At 68.2% G+C, this 19141-nt stretch carries 16 protein-coding genes; 6 read left to right on the top strand and 10 right to left on the bottom strand.

The annotated features are described in order from the left end of the window. Positions 1-36: 36 nt before the first annotated feature. Both ACFFN1_RS09250 and ACFFN1_RS09245 read right to left on the bottom strand, forming a co-directional pair. Entirely contained in the window at positions 37-2376 is a 2340-nt protein-coding gene (locus tag ACFFN1_RS09250) for a DapH/DapD/GlmU-related protein (protein ID WP_376840421.1), read from the bottom strand. 198 nt (positions 2377-2574) lie between these two features. Continuing rightward, positions 2575-3516, bottom strand: coding sequence for a hypothetical protein (locus ACFFN1_RS09245; RefSeq protein WP_376840419.1), 942 nt, complete (start codon positions 3514-3516; stop codon positions 2575-2577). Between the two features lie 181 nt (positions 3517-3697). Between ACFFN1_RS09245 and ACFFN1_RS09240 the strand changes: the two genes are divergently transcribed. After that, positions 3698-4231, top strand: a complete 534-nt coding sequence (locus ACFFN1_RS09240) for a peptidylprolyl isomerase (RefSeq protein ID WP_376840417.1) — start codon at positions 3698-3700, stop codon at positions 4229-4231. 125 nt (positions 4232-4356) lie between these two features. Next, complete coding sequence (locus tag ACFFN1_RS09235; protein ID WP_376840416.1) at positions 4357-5151, top strand: rhomboid family intramembrane serine protease; 795 nt, start codon at positions 4357-4359, stop codon at positions 5149-5151. A 39-nt stretch (positions 5152-5190) separates the two neighbouring features. On the opposite strand, the gene yczE is transcribed toward ACFFN1_RS09235, so the two are convergent. From yczE to ACFFN1_RS09215, 4 genes are all read right to left on the bottom strand, one after another. After that, complete coding sequence (gene yczE, locus ACFFN1_RS09230; RefSeq protein ID WP_376840415.1) at positions 5191-5844, bottom strand: membrane protein YczE; 654 nt, start codon at positions 5842-5844, stop codon at positions 5191-5193. Positions 5845-5848: 4 nt separating this feature from the next. Next, positions 5849-6460: a cell division protein CrgA gene (locus tag ACFFN1_RS09225; RefSeq protein ID WP_376840413.1), complete on the bottom strand. Its 612-nt coding sequence runs from the start codon at positions 6458-6460 to the stop codon at positions 5849-5851. A gap of 150 nt (positions 6461-6610) precedes the next feature. Then, positions 6611-7624 (bottom strand): hypothetical protein, encoded by a 1014-nt coding sequence (locus tag ACFFN1_RS09220; RefSeq protein ID WP_376840412.1) that lies wholly within the window; start codon positions 7622-7624, stop codon positions 6611-6613. Further along, positions 7614-9356, bottom strand: a complete 1743-nt coding sequence (locus tag ACFFN1_RS09215; protein WP_376840411.1) for an N-6 DNA methylase — start codon at positions 9354-9356, stop codon at positions 7614-7616. The genes ACFFN1_RS09220 and ACFFN1_RS09215 overlap by 11 nt, the downstream gene beginning before the upstream one ends. A gap of 301 nt (positions 9357-9657) precedes the next feature. Here ACFFN1_RS09215 and ACFFN1_RS09210 point away from each other — a divergent pair, with 301 nt between their 5' ends. From ACFFN1_RS09210 to ACFFN1_RS09195, 4 genes are read left to right on the top strand one after another with little or no spacing between them, the layout of a single operon-like run. After that, entirely contained in the window at positions 9658-10368 is a 711-nt protein-coding gene (locus ACFFN1_RS09210; protein WP_376840409.1) for a DUF881 domain-containing protein, read from the top strand. Next, positions 10368-11552 (top strand): class E sortase, encoded by a 1185-nt coding sequence (locus ACFFN1_RS09205; RefSeq protein WP_376840408.1) that lies wholly within the window; start codon positions 10368-10370, stop codon positions 11550-11552. Before ACFFN1_RS09210 ends, ACFFN1_RS09205 begins: the two co-directional genes overlap by 1 nt. After that, positions 11552-11782, top strand: coding sequence for a hypothetical protein (locus tag ACFFN1_RS09200; protein ID WP_376840407.1), 231 nt, complete (start codon positions 11552-11554; stop codon positions 11780-11782). The genes ACFFN1_RS09205 and ACFFN1_RS09200 overlap by 1 nt, the downstream gene beginning before the upstream one ends. Next, the gene (locus tag ACFFN1_RS09195) at positions 11782-12426 is read left to right on the top strand and encodes an anthranilate synthase component II (RefSeq protein WP_376840406.1); all 645 of its coding nucleotides are present in this window, start codon (positions 11782-11784) and stop codon (positions 12424-12426) included. The genes ACFFN1_RS09200 and ACFFN1_RS09195 overlap by 1 nt, the downstream gene beginning before the upstream one ends. Positions 12427-12444: 18 nt before the next feature. On the opposite strand, the gene pknB is transcribed toward ACFFN1_RS09195, so the two are convergent. Genes pknB through ACFFN1_RS09175 form a run of 4 tightly spaced genes read right to left on the bottom strand, consistent with a single transcriptional unit; the run spans position 12445 to position 19120 of the window. Next, positions 12445-14367 (bottom strand): Stk1 family PASTA domain-containing Ser/Thr kinase, encoded by a 1923-nt coding sequence (gene pknB / locus ACFFN1_RS09190; RefSeq protein WP_376840405.1) that lies wholly within the window; start codon positions 14365-14367, stop codon positions 12445-12447. Positions 14368-14385: 18 nt separating this feature from the next. Continuing rightward, complete coding sequence (locus tag ACFFN1_RS09185) at positions 14386-16041, bottom strand: protein kinase domain-containing protein (protein WP_376840404.1); 1656 nt, start codon at positions 16039-16041, stop codon at positions 14386-14388. After that, positions 16038-17507 (bottom strand): peptidoglycan D,D-transpeptidase FtsI family protein, encoded by a 1470-nt coding sequence (locus ACFFN1_RS09180; RefSeq protein ID WP_376840403.1) that lies wholly within the window; start codon positions 17505-17507, stop codon positions 16038-16040. Before ACFFN1_RS09180 ends, ACFFN1_RS09185 begins: the two co-directional genes overlap by 4 nt. Further along, on the bottom strand, positions 17504-19120 hold the full coding sequence (locus tag ACFFN1_RS09175; protein WP_376840439.1) for an FtsW/RodA/SpoVE family cell cycle protein: 1617 nt from the start codon (positions 19118-19120) through the stop codon (positions 17504-17506). The genes ACFFN1_RS09180 and ACFFN1_RS09175 overlap by 4 nt, the downstream gene beginning before the upstream one ends. Between the last annotated feature and the right edge of the window lie 21 nt (positions 19121-19141).

Genomic DNA, 19141 nt, shown 5'->3' with positions numbered 1-19141 from the left:
GGCGGCAGCCCGCCTGGGCTGAAGCAGAGCGATCTGTCAGCCGAGCTGCCGGATGACCCTCGCTGGAACCCCGGCTGCGAGTGCACCGGCGGGGACATCCTCAGTGACGACGGCACCGGCGCCGATCACGGCATCATTGCCGATCGTCACGCCCGGGCAGATGGTCACTCCGCCGCCGAGCCACACGTTGTCGCCGATCGCGATCGGCTCAGCTGATTCGCGCCCGGTCCGCCGCGTGCCGGGATCCAGCGGATGGATCGGGGTGAGCAGCTGGACGTTCGGGCCGATCTGGCAGTCGGCGCCGATGGTGATCGGTGCGACGTCGAGGGCGGTCAGCTGCGCGCCGATGTACGTGCGCTCGCCGATGCTGATGTTGCTGCCGTAGTCGATGGTGAACGGCGGGCGCACCTCGACGTCAGCACCGACGGTGCCGAACACAGCCTCCAGGCGCGTGCGCACGAGGCGCACATCGACCTCGGCGCCGGAATAGAACGCCTCCGCGTAGGCGTGCGCCCGCCCGGTCGCGGCCCGGTGACTGCTGGCCAATGCTGGGTTGTCGGCTGCGATGTACCAACCGGCTGCGGCCGGCAGCACCGCCTCAGCTGCCCGAGACGCTGCGACCGCCACCTCGGGTGCGGGCCCGCCAGCGGGGGAGGAGGTAGAATCGGCGGTCTGGTTGCGCGTCTCGGTCGCCGGGTGGGCAGCGGCATCGACATCACCGCTGGTGAGTTCCGCCAACTCGGCCATATCGCCGACGACGACGAGCTTGAACCGGGCACGGGACATTCCGACGTACATCATCTCCCGGGCCCGCTGCGGGTCGCGGAAACCGTTGGCGCACAGCACGACGACCTCGCGGTCGAGGCCCTTGAAGCCGAGCACGTGATCGTAGAGGGCGTCCGTGCCGGCGAAGAACGCATCCCAGTAGGCGGCGAAGCCCTCGGTCTCGACGATCTCGCGCTGCACCGGATGCCTCGGACCGGTCGTCAGCAGTGCGATCTGGTTCAGCTCCCAGTCCCCCGAGTCGGCGATCCGGGCGAGAACATCGTCGGCGGTCTCGAGCGCGGCAGCAGTGGGCACGTCGACGAATTCGACGCGCTCACCGCCGTGTAGCCGCACGATCTGGGGTTCGGAGGCGAGCCCGGCGATCGACTCGACGATCGTGTCGGCGTTGCGCAGATTCTCACCCAGATAGAACGGGTTCATGGTGATCGGTGCTGCGCCGTCCCGGTCGAAGATCCGCTGATGTTCGTCGGTGAATGCGTAGAGGATGCCGGTCGCCGGTGCGCGCAGGCACGACTCGACGGCCTGCCACCAGATGTCAGAGAAGTCCTGGCCCTCGTCGACGATGATCGCATCGAACAGGTCGGCAGGATCACGCTCACCGGCGAGTTCGCGCAGCCGCTGGGGCAGTGCGACCTCCCAGTAGTGCGAGTCGTCATCGGCACCCGGCTGCGCGCCCCACTGCAGCGGCAGGTCATGGAACAGGCCCACATATGCCGGGCGCTCGTCCGGCCCCCACTGGGCGATCGTCAGCTGCATGAACCGGGCCAGCCCACGCGAATAGCACATCACCGCCACGCGCAGCCCCTCCCGTGTGAGCTGGCGAGCCTTGAGCAGCGCCAGGTGCGTCTTGCCCGAGCCGGGGCCACCGCTGAGCTCAGCTCGCGTCTGGTAGCGCAGCACCGATAGGATCCGCTCCTGTTCGGCTGTCAGCGCATTCGAGCGGCTGTCGAGTTCAGCCGCGCGCAGCCGGGAGGTTTCAGCAGCCTGATGGGTCTGGCGCAGCTGGCGGGTCAGCAGTTCCAGCTGCTGGCCTGACAGCGGCGCGGTCTCGCTGTAGTAGGTGCGCAGAGCGGCTTCGATGCGCGCGCCGATGCTGCCGAGATCCTGCCCGTCGATGAGCAGATCGCGTGGGGCATCGGGCACACTCGTCCAGTCCCGCAGGCTGCTGAACGGCAGGCTGGCCATCTGCACCATCCGTCCTGCACCGGTGCTCAGCCGGTTGCGCAGCCACCGGCGCAGCGCGTGCTTGGCACGCATCGCCTGCTCCAGCGGGGACACCTGCAGCTGGGCAGACCCGTGCCGGCCGGCGGTGTACCACTGGCCTTCGCGCATCGACACCTGCCCGCCTTTGACCTCGAGGACGACGATGCCCAGGCCTGGCCACAGGATGAGCATGTCGATCTCGACGTCGAGGTCTGCGGTGGTGATCCGCTGCCCGCAGATGACCGTGACCTCCTCCGGCAGCTGCTCGCGCAGGCGGCGCAGGACCACCGCCTCGGCAGTGGAGGCATCGTGCGGCTCACCGAGCACCCGCGGGCCGGTGTCGTTCGTCTGGGACGGAGGGTGGAGGCCAGAAGCGGTTTCGGACATACGCGGTCTCTCTGCTGGGATGATCTGCTCACCGTGAGGCCGGCAGCGCCCGACGGCTGCGGCACTCGTGCTCAGCGTAACCCGTCGAGCATGCAGCAGCAGCCGGAGACAGCGCAGCTCCCCTGCTCATCATGAGCAGGGGAGCTGGTGTCCTCACCCGAGGCTCACCTCGGGAACGGGGCGCTCATCGCGCGGCGATCAGAAGTTGCGGGGATCCTTGGCACGCGGGTTGCCGAACTCGTCGACGCCCTCTTCCGCCGTCTTCTCCTCGGCGTCTTCCTCAGCGTCGATCTCCTCAGCCTTGGCGGCCGGGACCGGGGCCTCGGACACCTCGGTCACCGCGGTCTGGCGGGACGCCGGGGTGGAGCCGACCGGACGGGCATCGGCGGGGCGGTTGCCCTCCAGCGGCGTCGACCAGGGATCGTCGACCGGCTGCGCCTTGCGCCACACGAAGTAGGCAACACCGGCCAGGCCGACGAGCACGAGCATCCACAGGAACACCTTGGTGCCGGTGCCCATGCCCGACTGCGCGGTCCGCTTCTCGATGTCCTTGCCGGCCTTCTTCAGAGCCTTCTTGGCCTTCTTCACAGCCTTCTTGTCGCCGGTCAGCTTGGTGGCGATCTCCTCGATGGCCTTGGGGGTCTGCGCCGAGGCGAGGGCTCCGGCGGCACCGGCAGCCAGTGCACCTGCACGTCCGGTGGCCTCAGGGGCCCAGTCATCGGCCACGCGCTTCTTGGCAGTCGCGAGACGCTCACGGCTGTCGGCGCTGAGCGAATCGAACTGGTCGGCCACCTGATCAGCGACGACGCCGAACTGCTTGCGGCCGTCCTTGCTCAGCTTCTCCAGGCGGGGGCGGAGATCCTTCTCGAAATGGTTCACATCGGGTCGCACTTGGTCAGCAGCCTCCTTGAGCTTCTTCGACACTCGACGCAGCTTCGGCGCATTCTTCGCCGCACCGTCGCCGACATAGGCATTGGCCCTCTCGAGCGCCGGTCCGGAGGCTTCGATGGCCTGTGCAGAGCCTGCACGCACCGCATCCCCGACTGCAGCGGCGACATCGCTGACCTCTGCGAGGAGGCGCTGGGACGTGGGTTGGGTCTTCTTCTTGAACATCTCACCCTCCGGAATCGGTGGATTCATTCTGTTATCTCAACGTTACCCCAGTCTAGAGGGTCGGCTCACCGGTTCTGCACCCGGGCGGAGGTCCAGCGGCTGACAATTCGCTCAGCATTCGAGCCTGCGGCACCGGATGCACTGAGAATGCCGTGAGCCGCGCCCGAGGCGGTGGGAGCCGGGGTGCGTTCGTGACAGAATGACGGGTATGAGTATCGCAACGCAGCAGGCAGTCCTGCACACGAACAAGGGCGACATCGTCATCGATCTCTTCGGCAACCACGCTCCGAAGACGGTGGCGAACTTCGTCGAGCTCGCGCAGGGAACCCGCGAGTTCACCGACCCGCAGACCGGCCAGCAGGTCACCCGTCCGTTCTACGATGGACTCGGCTTCCACCGCATCATCAAGCAGTTCATGATCCAGGGCGGCTGTCCGCTGGGTACCGGCACCGGCGGCCCCGGCTACGTCTTCGACGACGAGATCCACCCGGAACTGCAGTTCAACAAGCCCTATCTGCTGGCCATGGCGAATGCCGGCAAGCAGATGGGCCGCGGCACCAACGGCTCGCAGTTCTTCATCTCGACCGTGGAGACCCCGTGGCTCAACGGCAAGCACACGATCTTCGGTGAGGTCACCGACCCCGAGTCGCAGAAGGTCGTCGATGCGATCGAGGCTGTGCCCACCGGCCAGGCTGACCGCCCGCTCGAGCCGGTCGTCATCGAATCCGTCGAGATCCGCTGAGCTGACGCGCAGCTGAGCTGATCCGGTTCTCATCCAACGGCCCCCGACTGCCGTGCAGTCGGGGGCCGCTGCATGTGCGGGGGAGCGCGCAGCTCGGCACAGTGGCGAGCTCATAGGATGAGGGCATGTCAGCTCCGCCGCCCGAACCGCCTGAGGACATTCCGCCCGGCCGCATGCCCGGTGACGGGTCCGACGCCGTGCCCGGTGACGGGTCTGCGGGTGCGCCTCCGCCGCCGAGGCCCCGGCCGGGTGCGCCTGCCGGTCGCCGCTCCCCGTGGAGCTTCGCCGAGACCCCGGTCACCTTCACGCTCATCGGCGCCTGCGTGATCGTGTGGCTGCTGCAGCTGCTGACAGGCGACTGGATCGCACAGCGCTTCGGCTTCGCCGCCTACTGGGCCGCAGCCGAACCGTACACCGCGCTGACGACGGCCTTCATCCACGCCGGCAGCATGCACGTGCTGTTCAACATGATCGGGCTGCTCGTCTTCGGCACCTTCCTCGAGCGATACCTCGGCTCCGGCTGGTTCGCGCTGCTCTATCTGCTCAGCGCCTGGGGCGGATCATTGGCCGTCTTCGTCATCGCGGTCGCCGACGGCAGCCCGCAGGCGGTGCTGACGGGACACATCGGCGCCTCCGGGGCGCTGTTCGGGCTCGTGGGGTTCATCGCCACACCCACCCGCCGGCTCGATCGCAACCTCACCGGGATGCTCGCCTTCGTCGCCATCAACATCGCGATCATCTGGCTGCTGCCGAACATCTCCTGGCAGGCGCACCTGGGCGGCTTCGTCACTGGGTTCATCCTCGGCTGCGTGCACTTCTTCACCTCGGCCCGCGTGCGCACGCTCGCCATGCTGAGCACGGCTGCGCTCATCACGGCCGCCGGGTTCGCAGCGATGATGCTCATCCCCATCAGCGTCTGACGCCGCAGCCGAGGTGGGCCGCGGGTGTGCGTGTCCGGCTCAGGTGTCCTCGGAGACCATCGGGTCGCCGGGGCCGAAGATCTTGATCGCCAGATTGAGGATGAGGTGGGTGACCGGCCCGATGAGGAATGCGAAGAGGATCGTGGCGATGAAGAGGGTGCCGCCGAGCAGCCAGCCCACCAGCATGACCGCGATCTCGATCGAGGCGCGCACGACGGTCACCGAGCCGCCGGTCTTGAGGACGAGGCCGGTCATGAGGCCATCGCGGGGACCCGGCCCGAAGTTCGGGATGATGTAGAGAACCGTGGCGATGGCGTTGATGAGGATCGCCAGCACGACGAAGACGATGCGCACCCACAGCGCCTCGGGCTCGGGCACCATGAACAGGGTCAGGTCGATGAACAGGCCCACGAGCAGCGCATTGGACAGGGTGCCGAGTCCCGGCCGCTGCCGCAGCGGAATCCACAGCAGCAGGATGATGAAGGACAGGATGACGGCGGTCAGACCGATCGAGATGCCGGTGAGCTTCGACAGGCCCTCATGCAGGACGTCCCAGGGCATATTGCCCAGGGTCGAGCGGAGCATGAGCCCGGCGGAGAAGCCGTAGAGGAACAGCCCGACGTAGAGCGCCGCCAGGCGAATGGGCAGTGGGTGGTGTGCTAGGAGGCGGAAGTATCCGGCAGGTTTTGCCATTCCCCTAGCGCCATCGGGTCGACATCAGCAGCCCTGCCACGAGGATCGAGAAGCCGGCGATGAGGTTCCAGTTGCCCCACGCCTCCACGGGCCACGCACCCTGGGATAGGTAGAAGACGACGAGCCAGGTCAGGCCGAGCAGCAGGATCCCGACCATGACGGGGACGAACCAGCGGGCGTTCGGCTTCACCACCGCCGAGGTGGAGCCGTCATAGGAGCTGGTGGTGCGGCCGGACGACCGGGAGGTGCGGGAGGTGCGGCTCGTGCGGGTGGCTCCGCGCTTGGCGGGATTGCCGGAACGGGCAGAGGCCTTCGAGGACTTCTGCGACTTCGACGACTTCTCATCATCGTCAGCGGCGTCCGCGGCCTTGCCCTTGGCGGACTTCTTGGAATCGGCAGCGGTGTCCTTCTTCTCAGCGTCCTTCTTCGCGGCGGCGGAGCCGGACTTCGTGGAATCGGACTTCGTCTCGCCGTCCTTCGTGTCAGCTGCCGCGTCGGCGTCGGTGTCGAGGATCTCGTCGTTCAGAGTCTCCTCGGCGGTCGATTCAGCGGCCTTGGGGCTCTCCGTATGGCGCGAGGTGCGGTGCGCTTTGCGGTTACGGCTCGACTTGGACACGTTTCTCCTCCGGTGGACAGGTCGATCCCGTGTTCGGGGCCGGTGCTGCTGTCCCTGAGTGCATGTGGGGCTTGGACAACACCCAAAGTCTACTCGAGGACGAACGCAGTGCACATCGCTGCAGAAACAGCTGTGGCTCGCCGGCTGGAATCAGAGGATCTGCCCGTCATCGGTGATGACGGAGCCGAGGCGTCCGGCAGCGGCGCGGGCCGCGCGGCGCCGGCGCCTGGCCTCGGGGTGGAAGGACACCGGGGTGGCGTCGAGCACGCGGTTGACCATGACGGTGAGGAACCGGTCGGGTGAGAGCCGATCGGCGACCACATCATCTCGGACGGTGACGGCCGGCAGCCGGTCGATGATCGCATCGAGATCGCCTTCCGGTGACATCTGCGCTGCATCGTCGAACAGGGTGCCGCTGGCCCTCGGGTCCTCATAGTCGAAGACGATGATGCTGGTGGCATGGTAGGCATCGTCTTCCTGCCCGAGCTTGCCGACGAGATCGAAGAGCCATTCGGCTGTCGCCGGGGCGGTGTCGAGGATGTCGGAGCGCAGCCCCAGGACGAAGCCGAGCGCGGCCAGCGGATGGCGCAGCCGCAGATTCTTCGCATCCCCATAGGACTCCTCGACCCGGTTGGCGGCGTTCTTGCCGTAGGAGGAGTCCATCCGCTTCGTCGAGATGAGCAGCTCCGGTCCGGTCGCCCAGTCGGTCATCATGACATCGACCTGCTTGAGATAGTGCTTGCCCAAGATGTTCGCGCTGGCCGCCGTGGCACCAGGGATGGCGGTCCGCTGTTCCAGTCGGGCGGTCAGGCTCGCGCGCTCAGCTGCCGGCAGACCGGAGAGCAGCTTGGCGATCGGGGTCGGCAGGATCCGCGGATGAGTGGGCCGCGGCCAGACGGCATCCGGGTCGAAACCGGCACGGCGCAGCTCATAGGACAGCCACACATCGAGAGCCAGTGCCGGCACCCCGGTCTGGCTGCCGGCCCGCAGCAGCAGCGGCACGCCGAGCAGCCGTTCAAGAGTGTCGACATCCGGGCGGAAGCGCAGCCGCCCGTCAGCGGTCGTCGTCCACGGATCGGCGTGCTCACCTTCTGGTGCGGCCGCTGCGACGATCCGGTCGAAGAGCCGCCATGCCCGCTCCTTGGCACTCGTCTCAGCGGCCACTGGACCCCCTGATCGTACGCCGGGAGACCATCGCCTCGCGGGCGGTGCGCACCTGCTCCAGCTCAGCCGGGGTGAGGTGGCCGGTCTTCAGCAGCAGCGCCTCATCGACGAGTGCGGTGGCCTCGGTCCGGTGGCCGGCGGCCAGCAGCCGGGCGACCTTCGGCCGGATGGTGCGCAGCGCCTCGGCGGCGGAGGCCACGAGCTCAGGGGAGGGCACCGCCCAGCGGTCGGCCTCCCGCGGTTCGAGTTTGAGGATCCCGCCGCCGTAGCTGCGTCCGACGAGCTCAGCGTGCAGCATCGTGACGGTGTTGAGGCTGGCCAGCGGCAGCAGCTCGCAGCCGAGCTCGCGGTGTTCCGCACGCAGGTAGACGCCGTGGACGGAGTTGAGGTGGTGGGCGCGTGCGCTGTTGGTCGTCAGGCGCGGAGTGTCGGCGTTCATGCAGGTGAGCAGCAGATCGGCCGGTTCCAGCAGCGGCACGGAGTACCAGGTGCGGCGCACGCGGCACTTATAGGCCTCATCGACTCCGGTGCGCTCGCCGGCCTCGATATAGGCAGCAGCGGCGGCCGAGAGCGGTTCGCGCGGATGGAACAGCTGCGTCGATTTGCCCTCAGCGGTGAGCCGGCGCATGAGGGCAGGCGAGAGGGTGAGCCCTCGCAGATGGGCGCTGCCCGGTGGTGAGACTCGTCTGAGGTCGCGGCGGTTGAGACCGAGTTCGGCAGCGCGGGCGGCCGAGAGGGTGAAGTACTTGTTGTTGCCGGTCACCGTGCCGAGCGTGGTGTCGCCCCAGGTCTCCAGCTCGCAGAACCGGCCGGTGGCCAGCTGGGTGCGCACCGCCTCGGTGGCGGCGGGGCTCACGAGGCTGTCGATCCATTTGGCGGCCGGGTTCGCCGGGGTCCAGTGCTGGCCGGGAGCCAAGGTCGCCAGGTCGGCCGGGTTCTTCGCCTGCCGGATCGTGGCGTGGGCGCTCGGGCCCTCCTGATAGCCGTCGGCGAGCAGGAGCACCACCTCGGTCTCGGCACCGGGGAACACCTGCTCTTCGAAGAGGACGAGTTCGACGCTGCGGAAGTGCTCGAACAGGAAGGTGCGCACCGGGGCGGCGTAGTTGACGGTCAGCAGCTCGGCCGGCAGCACAAGGCCGAGCCGGCCGCCGGGACGCAGGAACAGGGCTGCGTGGACGGTGAAGGCCGCCCAGCTGGAGGCCAGCCCGGACAGCGCGACCCCGCCGCGCAGGGCCGCCTCGCGGGCGCGGGCGCGGTTCTCGCCGGTGAAGCCCTGGTAGCGGATGAAGGGCGGATTGCCGATGACGGTGTCGTAGTCGCCGGTGGGCAGGAGGCGGAAGAAGTCGCTTGTGTGCACCTCGGCCCGGCCACCGGCAGCGGCGACGCGGGCGCGGGCCAGCTCGGCGCTCTCCGGGTGGATCTCGACGCCGTGGACGGTCGGTGCCTGGGGCGCCGGCTCGCCTGTCGGCTGGTCTGGGGCGAGAGTCTGCAGGCGGTGCAGGGCGGCGATGAGGAAGGCGGCGTCCCCGGCAGAGGGTTCGAGCACCCGGTCAGCAGCGGAGCGCACCGCCCAGGAGGCGATGAACTCGGTGATCGCGGCCGGCGTGAAATAGGCGCCCCGGGCTTTGCGCAGGGCAGGAGTATCGGCCGGTGAGGCTGCGGGCATGGACGTCACCTCTCCATTATCGACGATCGTGGGCGGGATCCCGGCCCGGCGGCGTGTGTGCTGCACGTCCGGGTCCATGACACAGTCAACCCGCCGGCACGGACATCGCCGGCTGCATCGGGACCAGACGGCCGCGAGCACCGGCAGCAGGAGGACAGGAAGCGGCCGGCAGATCACCGGTTCATCACGAAGCGCCGACAGGACCGGCCGTCAGGTGGCCGCTGCCTGCTGCGCTGGGTACATTTGACCTCAGTGATCATCCCCCGGGGCATCCGATGAAGGTGCGGCCCCGTGAATGCGAAAGCACCAGCGCACACGGGCACGCGCGCGTGAGCCGAGCACTGGTGTGAAGAAGGAGCACAGGACAGTGAAGCGACTCTTCGGACATCCGATGGTCTTCGCTGTGCTCATCATCTGCGGGATGCTCATGGCCACCTCCGCCCAGACCTCTGACGGCACCCGGCTGCGGACCGAAGCCTCGACCCTGCCCGATATCGTCAAGCAGCGCTCCGAGCACGGCCGCGAACTCGAAGACCGCGTCTCCGAGCAGCGCCGCACGATCAAGGACCTGCAGAGCAAGTCCGGATCGGCCGAGGTCGATGAGGCACAGGCCTTCGCCGATGCGCTGGCCGAGCAGGCCAAGGCGACTGAGCTCACCGGCGAAGGCGTGACCGTCACCCTCGACGATGCGCCCAAAGAGTCGATGAACCTGCCCAATGTCACCGTCAACGACCTCGTCATCCACCAGCAGGACCTCGAAGGCGTCATGAACGCGCTGTGGGCCGGCGGTGCTGAGGGGATGTCCGTGCAGGGCCACCGGGTCGTGGCGACGACCTCGGTCAAGTGCGTGGGCAACACCCTGCGGGTGAGCTCCCAGGTGTACTCCCCGCCGTATGTCATCGAAGCGGTCGGCGACCCCGATGCGCTGCGTGCGGCACTCAGCGACTCCTCAGCTGTGCAGGTCTATCAGCAGTATGCCGACCGCTTAGGATTAGGGTGGAGACTCGAGACCGGAACGGTCACCCTCGATGCCTCTGAGGCGACGTTCGACCTCTCCCAAGCGAAGGTGAAGCAGTAGTGGACCAACCGATGTCGCGCCGTGAGCGCATCGCGCAGGAGCGCGCTGCAGCTGCCCGGCAGGCCGGCACCGGCGACAGCGGAACCGGCAGCGCCGCCGGCAGCACCGCTGGTGGGGCCGGAGAACGCACATTTCCTGCCGGCGGCACATTCGGCGCAGACCAGCAGACCGGTCCGCAGCGCCCATCCGCCCCGACCGGCCAGCGGCCGGTCATCAAACCCGCCGCACGGCACCAGGAGCACGGCTACGGCCGCGCAGCCGGCGCCTCGGCTGCGGGAGCGGGATACGGCAGCGGACCCCAGAGCTCCTACGGCTCCGGCCCGCAGGCCTACGACACCAATCAGACCCAGCCGATGCCGGCCGCCCAGCAGCAGGGTGATTTCGACACCGTCGTCTTCGGTGACGAGCGGGTGCGCAAGCAGACCGCATACAAGCCCAAGCCGGAGCGCGAACCCCTCGGACCGGTGCGCGCAAGCGTGCGGACCTTCGGCGAGCTGTGCATCACCGCCGGTCTCGTGCTCATCCTCTTCGTCGTCTGGCAGCTGTGGTGGACCGACATCGAGGCCAATGAGGACAACCGCAACCTCGCCAATGAGCTCACCACCGAGTGGCGGGACAATCCGCGCAATGAGCTGCCTGAAGACCCGGACACCCCGTATGTCGGGGAGCCGGCGGACATCAACTCCGCCTTCGGCATCATGTACATTCCGCGCTTCGGCGACGACTACTACCGCACGATCGCCGAGGGCGTCTCGCTCGAACCGGTGCTCAACCGGATGGGTCTGGGCCGCTACCCGAACGCCGCGATGCCCGGTGACGTCGGCAACTTCGCGATGGCCGGCCACCGCGTGACCTACGGCAAGCCCCTCAACCTCATCGCCGAGATCCGCCCCGGCGACGAGGCGATCGTGCAGACCGCTGACGGTTTCTACACCTACACCTTCGTCAACTTCGACATCGTGCTCCCCGACCAGACCGAGGTGCTCGCCCCCGTGCCGGACATGCCCGACTACAAGGGCAAGGACCGGATCATGACGCTCACGGCCTGCAATCCGATGTTCTCCGCCCGCGAGCGCTACGTCGGCTACTTCGAGCTGAGCGACTGGCGGCATGTGAGCGAGGGCCCGCCGGATTCCATCAAGGACTCCTCGGCGTATGAGAAGGCAGGAGGTGCGACGGACTGATGTACGAACTCATCTGGCGTGCCCTGCCCGGCAACTGGTTCAGCAAGCTCATTCTGTCCCTCGGCCTCATCGCCGGGGCCTGCTATCTGCTCATGCAGTTCGTGTTCCCCGTCGTCGCCCCGTACATGCCGTTCAACGACGCGACGATCGAGGAGGAGGGCGACCACGCCCCAGCCGACCCCGGAGAGGGCGGCGAACCCGGCGTCGAACAGCCCGGACAGGGCGGCTGATGACCCGCATCCTCGTCATCGACAACTACGACAGCTTCGTCTACACCCTCGTGAGCTACGTCCGCGAGCTCGGCGCGCAGACAACGGTGATCCGCAACGACGATCTCACCGCGCCCGAGGTGGCGGGCACCCTGGCAGATTACGACGGGGTGCTCATCTCCCCGGGGCCGGGAGCCCCAGCCGATGCGGGAGTCTGCCCGCAGGTCATCGCTCACTGCGCTGAGGCCGGGCTGCCGGTGCTCGGCGTGTGCTTGGGCCATCAGGCGATGGGCGAGGTCTTCGGTGCGACGGTGTCGCATTCGCCGGTGCTCATGCACGGCAAGACCTCGCAGATCACCCACACCGGCACCGGCCTGTTCGCCGGCTGCCCGAGCCCCCTGACGGTCACCCGATATCACTCCTTGGCGATCGTCGACCAGACCCTGCCCGCAGACGTCTTCACGGTCACCGCGCAGACCGCCGACGGGGTCATCATGGGCATCGAGCACCGCAGCGCACCGGTGTTCGGGGTGCAGTTCCATCCCGAATCGGTACTGACCGAATGCGGGTACCAGATGATCGGCAACTTCCTCGCCGCCTGCGGGATGCCTGAGGCGGCACAGGCCGCCCGCGACCGGGCCCCGCTGCTTTCGGCCCGCAGCTGACCTGCCCTCGCAGCAGCCTCAGATGCCGAAGCGCTCGCGGACGGTCCGCTGGGCCTTGTCGACCAGGCCGCCGAGGTCGTAGCCGTCAGGCAGATCGGTGTCCGGCCACGGCCATTCGAGGCCGCCGCCATCGTCATCGTCGTCGGTCGGTGGCGGTGACGGGGTCGGGGTCTGGGTCGGCTCCGGCGGGGCCTTGGCGATCGTGATGGTGATGGTGGCGTGCTGTTCGACCTCCTCACCGGCATCGGCGCTCTGCTTGAAGACCTTGCCCTCTTCGTGGTCGGCGGTCTCCTCTTCCTTGACGTCGCACTCCAGCTGGTAGTCGTCGCCCTTGAGCGCGTCGCAGGCCTCCTGCTCGGTCTTGCCGAGCACATCGGGCACATCGATCCGTCCGGTCGAGAGCACCAGGTCGACGTTGGAGTCCTTGTCGACCTCGGTGCCGGCCTTCGGGCGCGTCTCGATGACCGTGCCGGCCTCGACGTCCGGGGAGTTCTCGTCGATGTTGTTACCGGCCTTGAGGTCGGCATCGTTGATGCGCTGGCGGGCCAGCGACTCAGTCTCGCCGGCCACATCGGGCACGGTGACGACATCCGGGCCGGTGGAGACGTAGATGGTGATGGTGTCGCCGTGGGCCACCTGCGAGCCGGCCGGGGGATCGGTCTTGACGACATTGCCCTCCTTGACCTCGTCATCGGCGATGGACTCGCGGTCGGGGACGAGGTTCTGGCTGATGAGGTAGCTTTCGGCGTCGTCGGCGCTGCGGTCGCGCAGGTCGGCGAGCGCGAAGGTCACCGGCTCCTTCTCCTTCGTGGCGTTGTACAGCCACAGGCCGAGCCCGGTGAGCACGACGGCGACGAGCGCAGCCCCGACCCACAGCCAGGCCTTGCGCTTGCGGTCGCGCTCCTCATCAGCATCGTCGTCGCTGTCGGGAACCGTGGCGACGGCGTTCGTCGACGGCGCGGTGTGCATCGCCTGCGTCGGCAGCTCGGTGGCATAGGCCGGTTGCGGGGTGCCGTGACCGGCCGCAATCGCCGCCGGCGGGCTGAACACCTGGGTGGCGTCCTCATCACCGGCATCCAGCGAGGTGGGACGGCCGTCGCGCACCGCGAGCACGTCCTCGCGGAAGGTGAAGGCATCCTGGTAGCGGATGTCGCGGTCCTTCTCCAGGGCGTGCATGAGCAGCCGGTCGAGAGCAGGCGGCACCTCGGGGTTGAACTCCGAGGGAGCCTTCGGCCGTTCGCCGACGTGCTGGTAGGCGACCGCGAGCTGCGAATCGCCCTGGAACGGGGGCCGGCCGGCGACGAGTTCGTACAGCAGGCAGGCGGTGGAGTACAGGTCGGAGCGGGCGTCGACGATCTCGCCGCGCGCCTGCTCGGGTGAGAGGTACTGGGCGGTGCCGACGACCGACTGGGTCTGGGTCAGGCTGCCGGTGTCCTCCAGGGCGCGGGCGATGCCGAAGTCCATCACCTTGATGTCGCCCTCGGGGGTGAGCATGACGTTGGCGGGCTTGATGTCGCGGTGGACGATGCCGTTGCGGTGGCTGTACTCGAGCGGGCCGAGCACGCCGGCGGTGACATCGAGGGCTTCGCGGATCGTGAGGCTGCCGTGCGTGGAGATCACCTCGCGCAGAGTCTGGCCCTCGACGTACTCCATGACGATGAAGGGCACCTGCACGGTCGAGCCGCCGGATTCGGAGAAGACCTCCTCACCGGAGTCGTAGACGGCGACGATGCCGGGGTGGTTGAGCCCGGCGGCCGCCTGCGCTTCGCGCTTGAGGCGGGCGTGGAACGACGGGTCGCGGGCGAGGTCGGAGCGCAGCAGCTTGATGGCAACACGACGGCCGAGGCGGGTGTCGAGGCCCTCATGGACCTCGGCCATGCCGCCACGTCCCAGCAGCCGATGCACTTCGTATCGGCCGGAGAGTATCCGCGGTTCGCTCATGCTGTTCCTTCTCGTCTGTCAGTTTCCGCCGCGGCCGGAGTTCTGTCCCGGTCCGCTGCCGTTGTTGCCACCGCCGTTGTTGCCACCGCCGTTGCCGTTTCCGCCCCCGTCACCGCCGCCGTCACCGCCGCCGTCGCCGCCATCATCGCCGCCGTCGTCGGGCGGCTGGGTGGGCTCAGGTTCGGGTTCCTGCGTCGGCTCCGGGGCGCGGGTCGGCTTACGTTCCTGCGTCGGCTTCGGGGCGCGGGTCGGCTCCTGGCGCTGCGGTCCTTCCGACACCTCGATCGTGACAGTGTCACCAGGGGCAAAAGTGTAGCCGTTGTTGCCCTCGCGGACATCGACCACTGTACCGGCGGCCGCATCGGCTTCGACCTTGGCGGACTTGACCTTGAGGCCCAGCTTCTCCAGGTTCGCCTTCGCTGAGTCCTCCGACAGCCCGATGTAGTCATCGGGGGAGATGGTGATCTCCTCTTCCTCCTCCGTCTCCGTCGCGGTGGCGGTCGGGGTGGGGTCGGGCTGTTCGCCCTGTGGGCCGAAGAACAGCCAGGCGATCCAGCCGAGGCCGGCGAGCAGCAGGATCACGAGGATCGTGATGACGACCGCAGGGGCCTTCGATTTCTTCTCCTCCTCCGGATCCTGCTCCGGGTCGAGCTGGCCGGGCTGCTGGTCATAGGGAGCGACCGCATTCGCGCTCGGGTCATTGCCCGGCTGGTAGGCACGCGTCTGGGCGGTCGCTGGCAGCACGCGGGTGCCGGTGTCGGCGGGCTGGTTGAACACCCGGGTGACCGCCTCGGAGGCGGCCGAACCGGCAGCGCCAGCGGCCAGCATCTGCGGGACCGCCGCCTCGGCTGCGGCCACATCGCCGTTCATGAGCGCCCGCGCCGCGGTCGCGAGGGCGGCGCCGGAGGCCGGGCGCTTCTCCGGCTGCTTCGACAGCAGCGAGTCGACGAGCCGGCGGACCGGTTCGGAGACCGTGTCCGGCAGCGGCGGATGCTGGCGGTTGACCTGCGCGATCGCGATCTCGACCTGCGAGTCGCCGGTGAACGGGCGGGTGCCGGCGAGTGCCTCATAGGCGATGATGCCGAGCGAGTACAGATCGGACTTGGGCGTCGAGCCCTTGCCGGTGGCCTGTTCGGGCGCGAGGTACTGGGCGGTGCCCATGACCTGGCCGGTCTTCGTCAGCGGCGCCTGATCGGCGACCCGGGCGATGCCGAAGTCGGTGATCTTGACCCGCGAGTCCGGGGTGATGAGCAGATTGCCGGGCTTGACGTCGCGGTGGACGACCCCGGACATGTGCGCGGCATGCAGGCCCTGCGCGGCCTGGGCGATGATCGAGAACGTATCGGCTTCGCTCAGCGGGCCGCGGTCGAGCACTGCCGCCAGCGACTCACCGGGCACGAACTCCATGACGAGGTACGGCGAGCCGTTCTCCTCACCGTAGTCGTAGACGCCGGCGATGCCGGGATCGGAGACGGCGCCCATCGAGCGCGCCTCAGCGCGGAAGCGGGCGAGGAACCCCTGGTCGGAGAGGTACTCGTCCTTCATGATCTTCGCTGCGACCTCACGGTCGAGCACTGTGTCGCGGCCGCGCCACACCTCGCCCATGCCGCCGACCGCGATCCGGCTGGTGAGCTCGTACCGGCCGCCGAGCAGCGTGCCTGGTTCTGGCCTCATGAATCCATCACCGCTTCCATGACTGATTTTGCGATCGGGCCCGCCACACGTCCGCCCGAGGCCTCGTTGCCGGCATTGCCGCCGCTTTCGACGACGACGGCGACGGCGACCTGGGGATCGTCGGCGGGGGCGAAGGAGGCGAACCACGCATGCGGGGCCTTGCCCTTTGCGTGCTGCGCCGTGCCGGTCTTGGCAGCGACATCGACACCCGGGATCTGCGCCGCGGTACCGGTGCCGCTTTCGACGACATGGACCATCATGTCGGTGAGCTGACCGGCGGTGTCGCTGCTGATCGGCTTGGAGAAGGTTCGCGGCCGGGACTGCTCGATGAGGTCGAGGGTGCGGGCATTGCGGACCTGGGCGATGAGCTGGGGCTGCATGAGCTCGCCGCCGTTGGCGATCGCCGAAGCGACCATCGCCATCTGGATGGGCGTCGAGCGCACCTCGTACTGGCCGAGCGACGACTGAGCGAGCTGCGGTTCGTTGATGTCGGAGGGGAACGACGAGGCGGTGACGCCCAGCGGCATGTCGAAGGACTCTCCGAAGCCGAACTTCTTCGCCTGCTCGTTCATCGCATCAGCACCTAGGTCCATGCCCAGCTGCGCGAACGTCGTGTTGCACGATTTCGTCAGCGCATGGTCGAGGCTGGCGGTGCTGCCGTTGCCGCAGGATGCGCCGCCGGCGTTGCGGATCGTCGCCGAGGTCTGCGGCAGGTCGAGCACGGTCGGCGACGGCAGCTTGGAGTCCTTCGTGTACTCACCGGATTCGAGTGCCGCGGCCGCCGTCACGAGCTTGAACGTCGAGCCCGGCGGGTAGAGGTTGCCGCCGATCGCCCGGTTGTAGGCCGGGTTGGCGTCGTTGTCGATGAGTGAGTTGTACGCATCGAGGGCGGCATCGCGGTTGTGGGTGGCCAGCGAGTTCGGGTCCCAGCCCGGCGTCGAGACCATCGCGAGGACCTTGCCGGTCTTCGGATCGAGCGCCACGGCCGCGCCGCGCTGCCCGGACAGGCCGTCCCAGGCGGCCTTCTGCGCCTTCGGGTTGATGGTGAGCTCGACGGCGGCGCCGGTCGGCTGCTGGCCGGTGAGCAGATTGGAGACCTTGTCGTAGAACAGCGCGTCGTCGGTGCCGGAGAGCAGGCCGTTCTCGCTGCGCTCCAGGCCCGAGGTGCCGGAGGTGATGGAGAAGTAGCCGGTGAGGCTGGCGTACATCTCCGCCGGCATTCCCTCGGCACCGTATCTGCGCTGGAACTTGTACGGGTCGTCGACGGGCTCGGAGTAGGCGATCGGGGTGCCGTCGACGAGGATCGGGCCGCGGTCGCGGGAGAGTTCGTCGAGCAGGGTGCGGTTGTTGAGCGGATTGTCGTTGAGCGACTGCGCAGCGAAGTACTGCACATAGCTCGTCGAACCGAACAGCAGCGCGAACATCACGAATCCGACGACTGCCAGGTGCTTGAGCGGATTCTTCACTGCCAGTCACCTCCGCGCTGCAGATTGGTCGTCGGTGCGTCGTCGGCTGCCGGGCCCGAGGTGTGGGCGCCGGGGGCCGGGCCCGAGGCGGGGGTGGCGATGCGCTCGCCGGTCTCGTACACCTCGTAGCCGCTCTCCGGGGTCGCCGGTCCGCTGTCGGGTCGGTGGACGCGGCGCTTGGAGCGCAGCCGCCCGAGCGTGGAGGCGAGAGCGGATTCGTGGGCTTCGTCCTCATCGGCGGGCTTCTGGATGGTGAGCACACCGGTCTGGAACTCCTCGGCCGGGCGGCGGGAGTTGTCGCTCATCCGCAGCATGAGGCCGATGATGATCCAGTTGGCGATGAGCGAGGAGCCGCCGTAGGCGAGGAACGGGGTGGTGAGGCCGGTGAGCGGGATGAGGCGGGTGACACCGCCGATGACGATGAAGCACTGCAGGGCGATGGTGAAGGACAGGCCGGCGGCCAGCAGGGTGCCGAAGCCGTCGCGCAGCTGCTGGGCGATCTTCATGCCGCGTTCGAACAGCACCACATAGAGCAGCAGGATCGCGAACATGCCCACCAGTCCGAGCTCCTCGCCCAGGGAGGCGTAGATGAAGTCGGATTCGGCATAGGGGACGATGTGCGGGCGGCCGTTGCCCAGCCCGGCGCCGCCGAGTCCGCCCTTGGCCATGCCGAACAGCCCCTGCACCAGCTGGTAGGAGCCGCCGAACTTGCGGTTGTACATGTCCGGGTTGAGCGCATCGAGCCAGCCGTCGAGGCGTTGCTGGACGTGGCTGAAGATCCGGGAGGCGACGAAGGCCCCGGCGGTGAACATGCCCAGGCCCAGGAAGATCCAGGCCTTCTTGCCGGTGCCCACATAGAGCACCGCGACGAACAGTCCGAAGAACAGCAGCGAGGTGCCGAGGTCGCGCTGCAGCACGAGGATGCCGACGCTGGCGATCCAGGCGATGATGATCGGGCCCAGATCGCGCGGCCGCGGGAACTGCATGCCGAGGATCTTGGGTCCGGCGAGCACGAGCTGATCGCGGAAGCTCACGAGGTAGCCGGCGAAGAAGACCGCCAGGCAGATCTTGGCGATCTCACCGGGCTGGAACGACATGCCGCCGACCCCGATCCAGATGCGGGCGCCGTTGATCGTCTTGCCGAGGCCGGGCACCAGCGGCATCATGAGCAGCACGATGGCGGCTAAGCCGCTGAGATAGGTGTAGCGGCGCAGCATCCGGTGATCGCGCAGCAGGATGACGACGACAGCGCACAGGATGATACCCAGGGTCATCCACATCAGCTGTGAGACCGCGGCGCTGCTCTCACGTCCCGCGGCGGTTTTGGCGACGTCGATCCGGTAGATCATGGCGAGGCCGAGGCCGTTGAGCAGCACCGCCAGCGGCACGAGCACCGGGTCGGCGTAGCGGGCCCGCCACCACACGATGATGTGCAGCACGAGGGCGAGGCCGGCGAGCCAGCCGGCGTACTTGTAGACATTGGCCGGCACGGTGTCCTCTGCGCCGAGCCCGACGAGCGCATAGGCGCCGGCGGAGATGACGATCGCCAGCAGGGTGAGCAGCAGCTCCGAAATCCGCAGCGCCTGCGCGCTCCGGTGCCGCTGGGACGTCATCCCTGCCGGAAAGGGTGCGGG

It is taken from the genome of Brevibacterium otitidis (assembly GCF_042429315.1).
Taxonomy (GTDB): Bacteria; Actinomycetota; Actinomycetes; order Actinomycetales; family Brevibacteriaceae; genus Brevibacterium; species Brevibacterium otitidis.
This window is presented reverse-complemented; position numbering and strand designations above follow the sequence as displayed.

Coding starts and splice junctions, on each gene's coding strand:
- ACFFN1_RS09195 (WP_376840406.1), top strand. CDS start 11,782: ATGACCCGCATCCTCGTCATCGACAACTACGACAGCTTCGTCTACACC.
- ACFFN1_RS09250 (WP_376840421.1), bottom strand. CDS start 2,376: ATGTCCGAAACCGCTTCTGGCCTCCACCCTCCGTCCCAGACGAACGAC.
- ACFFN1_RS09175 (WP_376840439.1), bottom strand. CDS start 19,120: ATGACGTCCCAGCGGCACCGGAGCGCGCAGGCGCTGCGGATTTCGGAG.
- pknB (WP_376840405.1), bottom strand. CDS start 14,367: ATGAGCGAACCGCGGATACTCTCCGGCCGATACGAAGTGCATCGGCTG.
- ACFFN1_RS09240 (WP_376840417.1), top strand. CDS start 3,698: ATGAGTATCGCAACGCAGCAGGCAGTCCTGCACACGAACAAGGGCGAC.
- ACFFN1_RS09235 (WP_376840416.1), top strand. CDS start 4,357: ATGTCAGCTCCGCCGCCCGAACCGCCTGAGGACATTCCGCCCGGCCGC.
- ACFFN1_RS09185 (WP_376840404.1), bottom strand. CDS start 16,041: ATGAGGCCAGAACCAGGCACGCTGCTCGGCGGCCGGTACGAGCTCACC.
- yczE (WP_376840415.1), bottom strand. CDS start 5,844: ATGGCAAAACCTGCCGGATACTTCCGCCTCCTAGCACACCACCCACTG.
- ACFFN1_RS09200 (WP_376840407.1), top strand. CDS start 11,552: ATGTACGAACTCATCTGGCGTGCCCTGCCCGGCAACTGGTTCAGCAAG.
- ACFFN1_RS09245 (WP_376840419.1), bottom strand. CDS start 3,516: ATGAATCCACCGATTCCGGAGGGTGAGATGTTCAAGAAGAAGACCCAA.